General features: G+C 67.6%; 8 protein-coding genes. 3 read left to right on the forward strand and 5 right to left on the reverse strand.

Going from position 1 to position 14,243, the window contains the following annotated elements; translation table 11 throughout:
• On the forward strand, positions 1 to 2,563 hold a 2,563-nt coding region (locus tag ACGF0J_RS00005; RefSeq protein ID WP_393140633.1), incomplete at its 5' end, for a DNA-directed RNA polymerase subunit beta.
• Positions 2,564 to 2,580: 17 nt separating this feature from the next.
• Positions 2,581 to 6,456, forward strand: a complete 3,876-nt coding sequence (locus ACGF0J_RS00010) for a DNA-directed RNA polymerase subunit beta' (protein WP_393140636.1) — start codon at positions 2,581 to 2,583, stop codon at positions 6,454 to 6,456.
• Positions 6,457 to 6,580: 124 nt separating this feature from the next.
• Here ACGF0J_RS00010 and pepN read toward each other — a convergent pair whose 3' ends face one another.
• The 5 genes from pepN to ACGF0J_RS00035 form a co-directional block, all read right to left on the reverse strand.
• On the reverse strand, positions 6,581 to 9,175 hold the full coding sequence (pepN, locus tag ACGF0J_RS00015; RefSeq protein ID WP_393140638.1) for an aminopeptidase N: 2,595 nt from the start codon (positions 9,173 to 9,175) through the stop codon (positions 6,581 to 6,583).
• Positions 9,175 to 10,224: a pyridoxal phosphate-dependent aminotransferase gene (locus ACGF0J_RS00020; protein ID WP_393140640.1), complete on the reverse strand. Its 1,050-nt coding sequence runs from the start codon at positions 10,222 to 10,224 to the stop codon at positions 9,175 to 9,177. The genes pepN and ACGF0J_RS00020 overlap by 1 nt, the downstream gene beginning before the upstream one ends.
• Before the next feature lie 10 nt (positions 10,225 to 10,234).
• The gene (locus ACGF0J_RS00025) at positions 10,235 to 10,639 is read right to left on the reverse strand and encodes an ester cyclase (protein ID WP_393140642.1); all 405 of its coding nucleotides are present in this window, start codon (positions 10,637 to 10,639) and stop codon (positions 10,235 to 10,237) included.
• Positions 10,640 to 10,666: 27 nt separating this feature from the next.
• Positions 10,667 to 11,905 carry an acyl-CoA dehydrogenase family protein gene (locus ACGF0J_RS00030; protein WP_393140644.1) on the reverse strand — a complete coding sequence of 413 codons (1,239 nt, stop codon included), beginning with the start codon at positions 11,903 to 11,905 and terminating at the stop codon, positions 10,667 to 10,669.
• A gap of 74 nt (positions 11,906 to 11,979) precedes the next feature.
• The gene (locus tag ACGF0J_RS00035; RefSeq protein ID WP_393140646.1) at positions 11,980 to 12,807 is read right to left on the reverse strand and encodes an SAM-dependent methyltransferase; all 828 of its coding nucleotides are present in this window, start codon (positions 12,805 to 12,807) and stop codon (positions 11,980 to 11,982) included.
• Between the two features lie 1,212 nt (positions 12,808 to 14,019).
• Here ACGF0J_RS00035 and ACGF0J_RS00040 point away from each other — a divergent pair.
• Positions 14,020 to 14,205, forward strand: coding sequence for a thiocillin/thiostrepton family thiazolyl peptide (locus tag ACGF0J_RS00040; RefSeq protein ID WP_393140648.1), 186 nt, complete (start codon positions 14,020 to 14,022; stop codon positions 14,203 to 14,205).
• The last annotated feature ends 38 nt before the right edge of the window (positions 14,206 to 14,243 follow it).

Here is a 14,243-nt window from a genome sequence, read left to right on the forward strand (position 1 = left end):
TTCGGAGATCACGCAGGGCACGCTGACCGAAGAGGACATCGTCGCCACGATCGAGTACATCGTCCGGCTGCACGCGGGCGAGGAGTCGATGCCGGCCGCCGAGGGCGCGCCGCTCGACGAGGTGATCGTCGAGGTCGACGACATCGACCACTTCGGCAACCGCCGCCTGCGCAGCGTCGGCGAGCTCATCCAGAACCAGGTCCGCCTGGGCCTGGCCCGCATGGAGCGCGTCGTCCGCGAGCGCATGACCACGCAGGACGTCGAGGCCATCACGCCGCAGACCCTGATCAACATCCGCCCGGTCGTGGCGTCGATCAAGGAGTTCTTCGGCACCTCGCAGCTGTCGCAGTTCATGGACCAGACCAACCCGCTGGCCGGGCTGACGCACAAGCGGCGGCTGTCCGCGCTGGGCCCCGGTGGTCTGTCCCGTGAGCGGGCCGGCTTCGAGGTCCGCGACGTGCACCCGTCCCACTACGGCCGGATGTGCCCGATCGAGACCCCCGAAGGCCCGAACATCGGCCTGATCGGCTCGCTGGCCTCCTACGGCCGCATCAACGCCTTCGGCTTCGTCGAGACGCCCTACCGCAAGGTCGTCGACGGCAAGGTGACCGACCAGATCGACTACCTGACCGCCGACGAGGAAGACCGTTTCGTCAAGGCGCAGGCCAACACCAAGCTCAACCCCGACGGCTCGTTCGCCGAGGCCCGCGTCCTGGTCCGCACCAAGGGCGGCGAGACCGAGCTGGCGCGTGCCGAGGAGGTCGACTACATCGACGTGTCACCGCGCCAGATGGTGTCGGTCGCCACGGCGATGATCCCCTTCCTCGAGCACGACGACGCCAACCGCGCGCTCATGGGCTCCAACATGCAGCGCCAGTCGGTGCCGCTGCTCAAGAGCGAGGCGCCGCTCGTCGGCACCGGCATGGAGTACCGTGCCGCGACCGACGCCGGCGACGTCATCTGCGCCGAGAAGGCGGGCGTGGTCGAGGAGGTCTCCGCCGACTACGTCACCGTCATGAACGACGACGGCACGCGGACCACCTACCGGGTGGCGAAGTTCAAGCGGTCCAACCAGGGCACGAGCTTCAACCAGAAGCCCATCGTGGCCGAGGGCGACCGGATCGAGGTCAACCAGGTCATCGCCGACGGTCCGTGCACCGACAACGGCGAGATGGCGCTGGGCAAGAACCTGCTCGTGGCGTTCATGCCGTGGGAGGGCCACAACTACGAAGACGCGATCATCCTGTCCCAGCGGCTGGTGCAGGACGACGTCCTGTCCTCGATCCACATCGAGGAGCACGAGGTCGACGCCCGTGACACCAAGCTGGGCCCCGAGGAGATCACCCGCGACATCCCCAACGTCTCCGAGGAGGTGCTGGCCGACCTCGACGAGCGCGGCATCATCCGGATCGGCGCCGAGGTCGTCCCCGGTGACATCCTGGTCGGCAAGGTCACCCCGAAGGGCGAGACCGAGCTGACGCCGGAGGAGCGGCTGCTGCGCGCGATCTTCGGTGAGAAGGCGCGCGAGGTCCGTGACACCTCGCTGAAGGTGCCCCACGGCGAGCAGGGCAAGGTCATCGGGGTGCGCGTGTTCTCCCGTGAGGAGGGCGACGAGCTGCCTCCCGGTGTCAACGAGCTGGTCCGCGTCTACGTGGCCCAGAAGCGTAAGATCACCGACGGTGACAAGCTCGCCGGCCGGCACGGCAACAAGGGCGTCATCTCCAAGATCCTGCCGGTCGAGGACATGCCGTTCCTGGAGGACGGCACCCCGGTCGACATCATCCTCAACCCCCTCGGCGTGCCCGGCCGGATGAACGTCGGCCAGGTCCTGGAGACCCACCTGGGCTGGATCGCAGCCCGAGGCTGGGACATCTCCGGCGTCGAGGAGGCCTGGGCCGAGCGGCTGCGCGACAAGGGCTTCGAGACCGTCGAGCCGCGCACCAACATGGCCACCCCGGTCTTCGACGGCGCCCACGAGGAGGAGATCGTCGGCCTGCTCAAGAACACCGTCGCCAACCGCGACGGCGACCGGATGGTGCAGGAGAGCGGCAAGGCGCGGCTGTTCGACGGCCGCTCCGGTGAGCCGTTCCCCTACCCGATCTCCGTCGGCTACATCTACATCCTCAAGCTGCTCCACCTGGTCGACGACAAGATCCACGCCCGTTCGACCGGCCCCTACTCCATGATCACCCAGCAGCCGCTCGGCGGTAAGGCCCAGTTCGGCGGCCAGCGCTTTGGTGAGATGGAGGTGTGGGCGCTGGAGGCCTACGGCGCCGCCTACGCCCTCCAGGAGCTCCTGACCATCAAGTCCGACGACGTCCTCGGCCGCGTGAAGGTCTACGAGGCCATCGTCAAGGGCGAGAACATTCCCGAGCCGGGCATCCCGGAGTCCTTCAAGGTCCTCATCAAGGAGATGCAGTCGCTCTGCCTCAACGTCGAGGTGCTCTCCAGCGACGGCATGTCCATCGAGATGCGCGACACCGACGAGGACGTCTTCCGCGCCGCGGAGGAGCTCGGCATCGACCTGTCCCGGCGTGAGCCGAGCAGCGTGGAAGAAGTCTGAGGGGGAGATCGCAAACAATGCTGGACGTCAACTTCTTCGACGAGCTCAGGATCGGCCTCGCGACGGCCGACGACATCCGTCAGTGGTCGCACGGCGAGGTGAAGAAGCCGGAGACCATCAACTACCGGACTCTCAAGCCGGAGAAGGACGGGCTCTTCTGCGAGAAGATCTTCGGTCCGACCCGCGACTGGGAGTGCTACTGCGGCAAGTACAAGCGCGTCCGCTTCAAGGGCATCATCTGTGAGCGCTGCGGCGTCGAGGTGACCCGCGCCAAGGTGCGCCGTGAGCGGATGGGCCACATCGAGCTGGCCGCGCCCGTCACGCACATCTGGTACTTCAAGGGCGTCCCGTCGCGCCTCGGCTACCTGCTCGACCTCGCCCCGAAGGACCTGGAGAAGGTCATCTACTTCGCGGCGTACATGATCACGCATGTCGACACCGAGATGCGTGAGCGTGACCTGCCCTCGCTGGAGGCGAAGATCTCCGTCGAGCGGCAGCACATCGAGCAGCGCCGTGACGCCGACGTCGAGGCCCGCCAGAAGAAGCTCGAGTCCGACCTGGCCGAGCTGGAGGCCGCCGGCGCCAAGGGCGACCAGCGCCGCAAGGTCCGTGAGGGCGCCGAGCGCGAGATGCGTCAGCTCCGTGACCGGGCCCAGCGCGAGCTGGACCGGCTGGACGAGGTCTGGAGCCGCTTCAAGAACCTCAAGGTCCAGGACCTTGAGGGCGACGAGCTGCTCTACCGCGAGATGCGCGACCGTTTCGGCCGTTACTTCAAGGGCGGCATGGGCGCGCAGGCGATCCAGGACCGGCTGATCAGCTTCGACCTGGACGCCGAGGCCGAGAACCTCCGCGAGACCATCCGCAGCGGCAAGGGCCAGAAGAAGGCCCGCGCGCTCAAGCGGCTCAAGGTCGTCTCGGCGTTCCTCAACACCACAAACTCGCCGCGCGGCATGGTGCTCGACTGCATCCCGGTCATCCCGCCGGACCTGCGTCCGATGGTGCAGCTCGACGGTGGCCGGTTCGCGACCTCCGACCTGAACGACCTGTACCGCCGGGTCATCAACCGCAACAACCGCCTCAAGCGGCTGCTCGACCTCGGCGCTCCCGAGATCATCGTGAACAACGAGAAGCGGATGCTGCAGGAGGCCGTCGACGCGCTGTTCGACAACGGCCGTCGCGGCCGTCCGGTCACCGGTCCCGGCAACCGGCCGCTGAAGTCCCTCAGCGACATGCTGAAGGGCAAGCAGGGCCGCTTCCGCCAGAACCTGCTGGGCAAGCGAGTCGACTACTCCGGCCGTTCGGTCATCGTCGTCGGCCCGCAGCTCAAGCTGCACCAGTGCGGCCTGCCCAAGCAGATGGCGCTGGAGCTGTTCAAGCCGTTCGTGATGAAGAGGCTCGTGGACCTCAACCACGCGCAGAACATCAAGTCGGCCAAGCGGATGGTCGAGCGGGCTCGCCCCGTGGTGTGGGACGTGCTCGAAGAGGTCATCACCGAGCACCCGGTGCTGCTCAACCGCGCACCGACGCTGCACCGGCTGGGCATCCAGGCGTTCGAGCCGCAGCTCGTCGAGGGCAAGGCCATCCAGATCCACCCGCTCGTCTGCACCGCCTTCAACGCGGACTTCGACGGCGACCAGATGGCCGTGCACCTGCCGCTGTCGGCTGAGGCCCAGGCCGAGGCACGCATCCTGATGCTCTCGACCAACAACATCCTCAAGCCGGCCGACGGCAAGCCCGTGACGATGCCCACCCAGGACATGGTCATCGGCCTCTACTGGCTGACCACCCAGAAGGAGGGCGCCCAGGGCGAGGGCCGGGTCTTCGGCTCGATCGCCGAGGCGCAGATGGCCTTCGACCGCCGCGAGCTGGAGATCCAGGCGAAGATCCAGATCCGGCTCAAGGACGTCCTGCCGCCGCGTGACTGGGTCGCGCCGGAGGGCTGGGAGCAGGGCGACCCGCTCCGCCTGGAGACGACGTTCGGCCGGTGCCTGTTCAACCAGACGCTGCCGGCGAGCTACCCGTTCGTCAACTTCCAGGTCGGCAAGAAGCAGCTGTCCACGATCGTGAACGAGCTGGCCGAGACCTACCCCAAGGTCGAGGTCGCCAACTCGCTCGACGCGCTCAAGGACGCCGGTTTCCGCTGGGCGACCCGTTCCGGCGTCACGATCTCCATCGACGACGTCGTCGCGCCGCCGAACAAGGCCGACATCATGGAGAGCTACGAGCGCCGCGCCGACAAGGTGCAGCGCGAGTACGAGCGCGGCCTGATCACCGACGAGGAGCGCCGTCAGGAGCTCATCGAGATCTGGACCCACGCGACGGCCGACGTCGAGACCGACATGGTCAACGCCTTCCCGGCGACCAACCCGGTCTGGATGATGGTCAACTCCGGCGCCCGGGGCAACAAGATGCAGGTGCGTCAGATCGCCGGCATCCGTGGCCTGGTGTCCAACACCAAGGGTGAGACGATCCCGCGGCCGATCAAGGCCTCGTTCCGCGAGGGCCTGTCGGTGCTGGAGTACTTCATCTCCACCCACGGACAGCGCAAGGGTCTGGCCGACACCGCGCTGCGCACCGCCGACTCGGGTTACCTGACCCGTCGTCTGGTGGACGTGGCGCAGGACGTCATCGTCCGCGAGATCGACTGCGGCACCGACCGCGCGGTCCCGCTGCACGTCGGTGAGCGTGACGCGTCGGGCAACCTGGGCAAGGCCGAGAACGCCGAGTCCAACGTGCACGGCCGCATCCTGGCCGAGGACGTCGAGGTCGACGGCAAGGTCATCGTGGCCAAGGGCGTCGACATCAACGACATCCACGTCACGAAGCTGGTCGAGGCCGGCGTCGAGACCGTCCGCACCCGCAGCGCCCTCGTCTGCGAGGCCAAGATCGGTGTCTGCGCGACCTGCTACGGCCGCTCGCTGGCCACCGGCAAGCTCGTGGACGTCGGCGAGGCGGTCGGCATCATCGCCGCCCAGTCCATCGGTGAGCCGGGCACGCAGCTGACGATGCGTACCTTCCACACCGGTGGTGTGGCAGGTGCCGACATCACCCACGGTCTGCCCCGAGTCCAGGAGCTGTTCGAGGCGCGCATCCCCAAGGGTGTCGCCCCGATCTCCGAGGCCGAGGGCCGGGTCCGCATCGACGAGACCGACAAGTCCCGGAAGATCGTCATCACTCCGGACGACGGCTCGGAGGAGATCGCCTACCCGGTCTCGATGCGGTCGCGCCTGCTCGTCTCCGAGGGCCAGCGGGTCGGCGTCGGGCAGCAGCTCGTCGCCGGTGCGGTCAACCCCAACGAGGTGCTGCGCATCCTCGGCCCGCGGGCCGTGCAGCTGCACCTGGTGGCGGAGGTCCAGCAGGTCTACCGCTCGCAGGGTGTGTCGATCCACGACAAGCACATCGAGATCATCGTGCGGCAGATGCTCAAGCGCGTGAACGTGCTGGAGTCCGGTGACACCGACCTGCTGCCCGGCGAGCTCGTCGAGCGCCCGCGCTTCGAGCAGATGAACCGCGAGACGGTGGCGGAGGGCGGCTCCCCGGCCGCCGGCCGCCCGGTGCTCATGGGCATCACCAAGGCGTCGCTCGCCACCGAGTCGTGGCTGTCGGCGGCCTCCTTCCAGGAGACGACCAGGGTCCTGACGGACGCGGCGATCCACGCCAAGTCCGACTCGCTCCTGGGCCTGAAGGAGAACGTCATCATCGGCAAGCTCATCCCGGCCGGCACGGGCATGCCCCAGTACCGCAACATCCGGGTCGAGCCGACCGAGGAGGCCAAGGCCGCCATGTACACGGTGGGCGGCTACGACGGCTCCGCGGCCGACTACACCTTCGGCACCGGCAGCGGTGAGGCCGTGCCGCTGGAGGAGTACGACTTCGGCCAGTACAACCGATGATCTGTTCGTAGGTCACCGTAGCGCGCCCGGGCCCCGTCCTACTGGGGTCCGGGCGCGCTGCTGTCAGAGCCTCATCTGTTACGGCGGTGCGGCATGGCGCGCTGGGCCGTGCCGCACGCTCCGTTCACGTCGAGGACGACGGCCCCAGGTCGAACGCACGTGCGCGGAGTGCGCGTTCGACCTCGGCCGCGCCCTCCAGCACCAGGCGAACGAGCGGTTCGGGGTGGCCCTGTCCGGCGAACTTCTTGGCCTTGTCCACCGTGGACCGGCGGATGGACCACGCGGGAAACAGACCGGTGACGACGCCACGGGCGTGCTCGGTGGAGCGGCGGGCCCACAGGGCGGGGATCTCGTCGAAGTACCGGTCGGTGAAGGGCTCAAGCAGGTCCTGCTGGCCGGGAAACGCGAAGCTGTACAGGAGAGCTTGCTCAACCGTGGGCGCGAGTGAGTCGCTCTGCATGACCTGCTGCCACGCCCGTTCCTTGGCTGCCGTCAGCGGGCGCAGCACCGCGGCGCGGGCTCCTTGGAAGGCTCCGGCCGATGTGGCGTCATCAGCGATCGCGGCGTCGATGACCGGGGTGTCGACCCCGTCCATGTCCACGCACCCGGCCGCGCTGAGGGCGAGCAGGATCGACCAGCGGAGGTCGGTGTCGATGGCGAGCCCGGCGAGGCCCTGGCCCGCTGCCTCTCCGTCGAGCAGGGCGCGGAGGACGTCGAGATGCCGGGGGCTCAGCACCGCTGTCGCCAGTCCCGAAACCAGGATCAACTGGTGATCAGAACCCGGCGCCGAGGACCTGGCGGCGGCCAGCAGGCCGTCGGCGAGGGACGGCCAACCGACCTCCTCGGCCCAGGCCGGATCGGCGTAGCTGGTCAACGCGAACTGTGCCTGCGTCACGAGCCGTTGGACGACCGCGACCGCCGGTTCATGGAAGCCACGGTTGACCAGCGAGACGAAGTCGCGCGCCCGGAGCTCGACCTCGCGTGTCATCTCCCAGGCGGCGGACCAGCACAGCGTGCGGGGCAGGGAGTCACGTACGTCGCTGATGCGGTCGATCAGCGTGGCGGAGGACTCGGGGTCCAACCGCATCGAGCAGTAGGTGAGGTCGTCGTCGTTCACCAGGATCAGCCGGCCTCGTGGCTGCCCGTGCAGTTCGGGAACCGCGGTGCGCTCGCCCGACACGTCGATCTCGACTCGGTGCCGACGGATGAGCGATCCGTCGGCGTCCTCGTCGTACATGCCGACCGCGACGCGGTGCTCCCGGAACTCTCCCGTGCCCGGGCTTGCCGGTCCCTGGACGACCTCGAATGAGGTGATCTTCCCATCCGGCGTGGTCTCGAGTACCGGACGCAGGGTGTTCATCCCGGTGGTGGCGAGCCACTGCGACGCCCAGCCGGACAGGTCCCTCCCGGATGCCCGCTGGAGGTGGAGCAGGAGATCGGAGAGAGTCGCCGTGCCGTAGGCGTGCTCGGTGAGGTAGGCGCTGAGGCCTTTGAAGAAGTTGTGCTCCCCGACGAACGCCACCAGCTGTTTGAGGACGGCGGCACCCTTGAAATAGGTGATGCTGTCGTAGTTGACCTTCACCGAGGCCAGGTCCGGGATGTCGGAGATGACCGGGTGGGTGGAGGCCAGTTGGTCCTGACCGTACGCCCAGCCCTTCTCCACGCTGGCGAACGTCGTCCAGGCGCCGGTGTACGCGGTGCTGGAGGCCTGACAGAGGACGGCGGCCAGCAGCGCGAACGACTCCTTGAGCCAGAGGTCGTCCCACCACTTCATGGAGACCAGGTTGCCGAACCACATGTGCGCGATCTCGTGCAGGATCGTCTGGTTGCGCCGTTCGTAGGAGTCGGCGGAGACCTTGCTGCGGAACGCCCATTCCTCCATGCAGGTGACCAGCGCGACGCTCTCCATCGCGGCCGCGTTGAACTCCGGCACGAGGCACTGGTCGTACTTGCCGAACGCGTAGGGAATGCCGAAGGTGCGGTGGAAGTAGGCGAAGCCTTCCTTGGTCTCCGCGAACAGGCGTTCGGCGTCCACGTGCTCCGCCAGCGACTCCCGGCAGTAGATCGCCAGCGGAATTTCGCCGTGCTCATCGGTGTAGGTGTCGGTCCAGCGCCGGTAGGGTCCCGCGGCGACTGCCGTCACGTACGTGCTGATCGGCGGTGTCGGCGCGAAGGTGTGCAGCCGCCCACCGCCGGGAAGGTCCTCGGTCGTGAGGCAGACGGAGTTGGAGATCACCGTCCAGTCCTCGGGCGCCACGACGGAGAAGGTGAAGGCGGCCTTGAGGTCCGGCTGGTCGAAGCAGGCGAACGCACGCCGGGCCTCGGCGCTCTCGAACTGACTGTAGAGGTACGTGGCCGAGTCCGTGGGGTCCACGAACCGGTGCACGCCGAGTCCGAAGGACGAGTACGCGTGGTCCGCGGCGACGACCAGGGTGTTGTGCTCGGCCAGCCGGCTGAGCTCGATGCCGGATCCGGAAACGCTGGGGTTGAGCAGCTTCTCGCCGTTGAGCTCCGCCCGGTGTACCCGCTCCGCGACGAGGTCCACGAAACTGGAGCTGCCGGCGCGAGCGTCGAACTCGATCGTCGAGGTCGACGTGAAGAGCTCCGAGCTCGGTGCCCCCTGACCGTCGGTGAAGTCGAGTTCGATCGAGTAGCTGCGGACCCTGAGGTCGGCTGCCCGCTGTGCCGCCTCATCGCGGGTGAGGTTGTGAGCAGTCATCACTGTCTTCCTGTCGGCTGGTTCTCTTTGCTCGATCCGTGCCGTGCTGCGCAGTACTCGCGAACGCCCTCCACGACCCTGTCACCGCCCTGCTCGTGGCCGATGGTGATGCGGACGCCGAGGGGTGAGCGGCTGACCAGGACACCACGGTCGGCCAGCCGATCAGCGAGGTCGTGGTGCCCGACGACGAGAACGAAATTGGCCGCGCTGTCAGGGACTTCGAGCCCGAGGTCCCGCAGTTGCTCGGTGAGGCTCGCGCGCATGGCTCTGATCCGCGCGACCTTGTCGTCCACCGTGTCCATCGCCGCCGATGCCGCCGCGCAGGCCACGTCGGTCACGGCGAACGGAAGCGTCGACGCGGCGAGTCTCCTCGCCAGGTCGGCGTGGGCGATCGCATAGCCGATGCGCAGCCCGGCCAGCCCGTGGGCCTTGGAAAGGGTTCTCGTGAGCACGACGTTCGGGGCATCGACGGCGGCGGCCGCGGAGGCGGCGAGGTCGGCTCGCTCGTCGAAGTCCACGTAGGCCTCGTCCACGACGACCACGGTGTCGGTCCGCACCTCCGCGAGGAACGAGGTGAGCTCCGCGTCCGGGCAGCGAGTGCCGCTGGGATTGTGCGGGTTCGTGATCGCGACGAGGGCCGGACGCGCCGTGCGGACCAGGTGACGGATCTGCTTGAGGTCGGTGCGGAATCCGGGCGCGAGAGGGACGCTCATGGGTGTGCCGCCCCGCCGCACCGTCAGCCATGGGTACATCTCGAAGCCCGGTTCGGCGAAGACCACCGGGTCGCCGGGGTCGACCGTGCAGGACCAGACCGCCTCCAGCAGGCTGACGCTTCCCGCGCCCAACACCACGTTCTCCGGGGCGCAGCCGTTGCGCTGCGCGATCACGTGCGTAAGACGTCGCTGGAGCACACCTCGCGGGTAGCGGTTGGCCGTCCTCAGGACGTCGGCCAGCAGAGCTGCCGACGAGTCGTCGATCGCGACGGGGGACTCGTTCAGATCCATCCGAATCTGCCGGCCGTGGTCGTGCATCGCTGTTTCCTCGGTCATCGGGGCACGGTCAGACGTCGATGTGCCCGAGCTGCCGGTACAGCCCGAGCAGGTCCATCTGGTCCCAGTGCTGGGCGAGGAGGCCGTTCTCCACCAGGAAGATGTCGATCAGACCGATGGAGAAGGTCTTGCCGGTGGGCGGAATGCCGAGGACTTCGCCCACTTGGCGGCCGCTGAAGGTCATGCGCACCACGATCTTGTCGCTCCCGACAACCAGGTCGTCCACTGTCAGCTTCAGCGACTCGACGTTCTCCCGCCAGCGGCCGACGACCTGCTTGAACGCCGCCCGGTCCGGGACGGCGGGGTTGGGGTGGCGGTAGTCCGCCGCCAGGCACCGGTCGAGCAGAGCGAGGTCACCTGAGTTGTAGGCGCCGACGAAGTCGCTCACCAGCTGTTCGGCGAGGGCTGTGTCCATGGGGTCCGTTCTCCTGTCCTGCTCGGTTCACCCGGAGGTCGCGAGCTCTCGCTGGGCCGAATCGGCCAGCGTCGATCGCAGCGGTGGCGTGACCGGCGCCACGGAATCGCCCAGCGTGGTCGCGGCGATCAGCTCGCAGGCGTCGGCGTTGCTGTAGGGGTGCATGGTTCCGGCGCGGACGTCGCGTTGGGCGCGGTCGTACAGCGATCCCGCACGCAGCGCGGACGAGCCGACGATCTGCACGACCCGATCCACCACCGAGACCGCGTTCTGCGTGCCGACGACCTTCGCCAGCACCACCCGGGACATGCCCTCCTGCACGCTCATGGACGTCCACAGGCTGTTGCCCATGACCTCGTCGGCCGCTCGGGACAGCACGGCACGGGCGCTCTCCACGAGCACCTCGCAGTCCGTCAACGTGGTCTGGACGAACGCCTTGGACTGCCACCCTCTTTTGACCACGTCACGCACACACTGCTCCAGCGCGCCGACCGCGATGCCCAGATAGACGGCGCCGAACGACGGCATCGCCCAGCCCCACAACGTCTGCAGCAGCGTGCCGTCCAGGTGGCCCACCGGGAAGGTCAGGAAGACCGCTTCCTCCGGCACGTAGACGTCGTCGAGTTCGATGTCCTCGCTGAGGGTCGCCCGCATGCCGGACGTTCGCCAGGTACCGGCTTTGATTCGCACTCCCGGCGTGTCCGCGGGAATCCTGAAGATCAGGACGCGTGGGCCGTCCGGATGTTCGTCGTCCACGGCCATCGAGGTCATGTGTGTCATGACCGCCGAACCGGTCCCAAAGGTTTTGTTGCCGGTGACGCGGTAGCCGCCCGGTACGCGGGTGGCGACGCTGCCCGTGGACCGCACCAGCGAGTGCCCGGGCTCGGCGGTGGCCCCGGCCAGGAACACCGATCCGTCCACCACACCGCGCAGCATCTTCTCTGCTTTCGCGTCACCGGTGGTGCGCCAGTTACGCGCCATCTGCCCCACCATCGACAGGTGCATGTTGACCACCAACGCTGTCGAACCGCAGCCGGCGGCGAGTCGTTCCTGGGCGCGGACCATGTCGGTGAGGTCGCCACCGCCGCCGCCCAGTTCCTCGGGCACGGTCATCGCGAGATAGCCGGACTCCCGCATGTCCTCGATGTTGCGGTGGGGGAACTCCACGGTCTCGTCGAACCCCGCCGCCCTTTCGCGGAAGCGGTCGGCGAGCTCTTCGGCCAGCGTGACGTGCCGTGTGTACCTGGGTGCGTTGATGAGCCTCATGCGAGTTCCTTCCACCAGCGTGCAGGGCGCCCGGCAGCCCCGCCGAACATGGTCTGCTTCCAGCAGGATTCGTCTCACTCGGTGCGGTGCGCGGTCACCAGCCACGTGCGGGCCACGCCGGGTACGTCTCTTGACGGTGTCTGCGGCACCTGTCGTCCGGTCGCTCCGGGAACGCCCACAGGTTCGGTCACCTCCGCCCGCCAGCCGTGACCGGCCAGCCAGCGCTCCGGCTCGGCGACGCCGGACTTCCAGGCTCGGCCCTCCGTGCGCATCTGGGCCAGCCAGTCCTGCATCCACGGAGCGCGGTAGGTGTCGTTGTTGACGTGCTCCAGACCGAGTGTGCTGCCCGCTGCCGAGAGCCTGGTCAGCACGCGCACCACCCCGTCGGCCTCACGGGCGGTCAGGTAGTAGAGCAGGCCCTCGACCAGCCATGCGGTGGGCAGGTCCGGATCGAAGCCCGCCGCCCGCAACGCGGCGGGCCAGTCGCCGGTGAGGTCGGCTTTGACGATGTGGCGGCCGCACGAGGTGGGGGCGAAGTCGCACTCCTGCACCAGGAGCTCCTTCTCCGCCAGGACCTCCGGCAGGTCCAGCTCGAACAGCCGGGTACCGGCCGGCCACTCCAGGCGGAACGCTCGGCAGTCCAGGCCGGCGGCGAGCAGGACGACCTGGCGGACCGCGGGCGCTGCGAGGGCGGCAGCCAGGTAGTCGTCGAAGTACTTCGTTCGCACGGCGAGGACGTCGAACCGGGACGTCGGACTCGCACGTAGCTGCGCGAGCAGCTCGGCGTTCGTGCGCTCCATGAACGCCACCGCGAGCGGGTCGGTGAACAGGCGGTCCGTTCTCAGCGTCTCGGCCGCCCGTGCGTAGGCGATCCACGCAGCGGTGGCGCCGACGCCGCTCATCGAGCACTCCCGGTGCCGATACAGCGCGCTGAACGAATGTAGGGCGGCGCCGGCCGTAACAAGTGCGAGCGCATCATCAAGTCTTGCCGGGCACAGGTCGCCTGCCGAATGCGGGTGCCTCTGACATCGGTACTCCGGTCCTTATCGTCGACGCTGCGGCAGTGAAATATCCGGCGTGACGGACGTGTTCACACGCCCGTCGTCCGTGGGCGAGTCCGAACTGTCCGCCGTCCCGCCGTGAATTTGATCCCATATCGAGTGCGGCGCGCAAGGGGTCTGTCAACAGAATGGCTGGACGGTCATCGAGAAACGAAATGACCGCTTAGTCGTCGTCGCTTTTATCGGCTCCTCGCGCCTGTGTGAAAAGCGAGAAGTGTGCTCGGCCAACTGTGCGCCGTGCCACCGGTCGCGCTCGGGCGCACACGGAATACCGGTGCACTGCGGAAAGTCAAATAATTGATCAGGAAAGTACTTCGACCGCGTCGTGTCGAGGCGACTCTCGCGCCGTCACGGCCCAAGCCCGTATGCCGACCGCGACGGCATACGCCGTGCCTGGCCGGTGAAGTGTGTGGACGACAGGTGTCGAGCGGAAAGGCGATCCGCGTCAGCGCGGGCCGCCGTCGTCGCATCGGCTGTGCTGATGCCTGGAAAGGGTCGCCGAGCTGCGTGAACGCCGTACTTCACGGCTGCGACGCCGCCGGCAGGTAAGTGAATTGACGCGCACGAACAGAACGCCAGTGAAATCAGAACCCCCAGTGATTCCGATCAGAGCCCTGCTCACGGACAAGCCGTCTCATGCACCCCAAGGCGCAGAGCTCCCCGTCGGACGTGACACTTAGGCACCATAGCCGCACCTCCTTAACGTCGTCAATGGTGTGTTCGACATACCTTGTCCGTCCTGTCAAGGTGCCAGGAAGACACGGATGTGGGCTCGCTCCCGGCGGCATCCCGGTCGCATCCGGAGAGCCTCATATCACCTGCCCCGGGCGGCGGAATTGCGCGAGCGTCGGACCGGGAAATCGCGGCGGATTCGGATTGGAGGGGTGGACAGATCGATCCTTGCATGGTTCTACTTGAACTCGACCTCGGCCAGTCAATGATGCATCAGCCCGCGGGCCGTGGGATTCGAATTCGTGGCTCAGACCACCCGGGGTTCAAAAGTGCAGCGGACCACGTGCGCCGTTGCATCACTGCGATTAGGAAGGTAATCGTATGAGTGCTCCTGTGGAAATGTCGTCGGAGGTCGGCGTCGTCGGCCTGACCGGGCTCGACATCGACACGCTCGAGATCAGCGACTACATCGACGAGTCGCTGCTCGACGCGCACGACCTCACGGAGACCATGGCGGCTTCGTCGTCCTGCACCACCTGCATCTGCACCTGCAGCTGCAGCTCCTGAGGTAAGTAGCTCCTGAATCCACCCGGGCACACGTCTTG

It is taken from the genome of Nonomuraea sp. NPDC047897, assembly GCF_043204415.1.
Taxonomy (GTDB): domain Bacteria; phylum Actinomycetota; class Actinomycetes; order Streptosporangiales; family Streptosporangiaceae; genus Nonomuraea.

Coding starts and splice junctions, on each gene's coding strand:
- ACGF0J_RS00025 (WP_393140642.1), bottom strand. CDS start 10,639: ATGGACACAGCCCTCGCCGAACAGCTGGTGAGCGACTTCGTCGGCGCC.
- ACGF0J_RS00035 (WP_393140646.1), bottom strand. CDS start 12,807: ATGAGCGGCGTCGGCGCCACCGCTGCGTGGATCGCCTACGCACGGGCG.
- ACGF0J_RS00020 (WP_393140640.1), bottom strand. CDS start 10,224: ATGACCGAGGAAACAGCGATGCACGACCACGGCCGGCAGATTCGGATG.
- ACGF0J_RS00040 (WP_393140648.1), top strand. CDS start 14,020: ATGAGTGCTCCTGTGGAAATGTCGTCGGAGGTCGGCGTCGTCGGCCTG.
- ACGF0J_RS00030 (WP_393140644.1), bottom strand. CDS start 11,905: ATGAGGCTCATCAACGCACCCAGGTACACACGGCACGTCACGCTGGCC.
- pepN (WP_393140638.1), bottom strand. CDS start 9,175: ATGACTGCTCACAACCTCACCCGCGATGAGGCGGCACAGCGGGCAGCC.
- ACGF0J_RS00010 (WP_393140636.1), top strand. CDS start 2,581: ATGCTGGACGTCAACTTCTTCGACGAGCTCAGGATCGGCCTCGCGACG.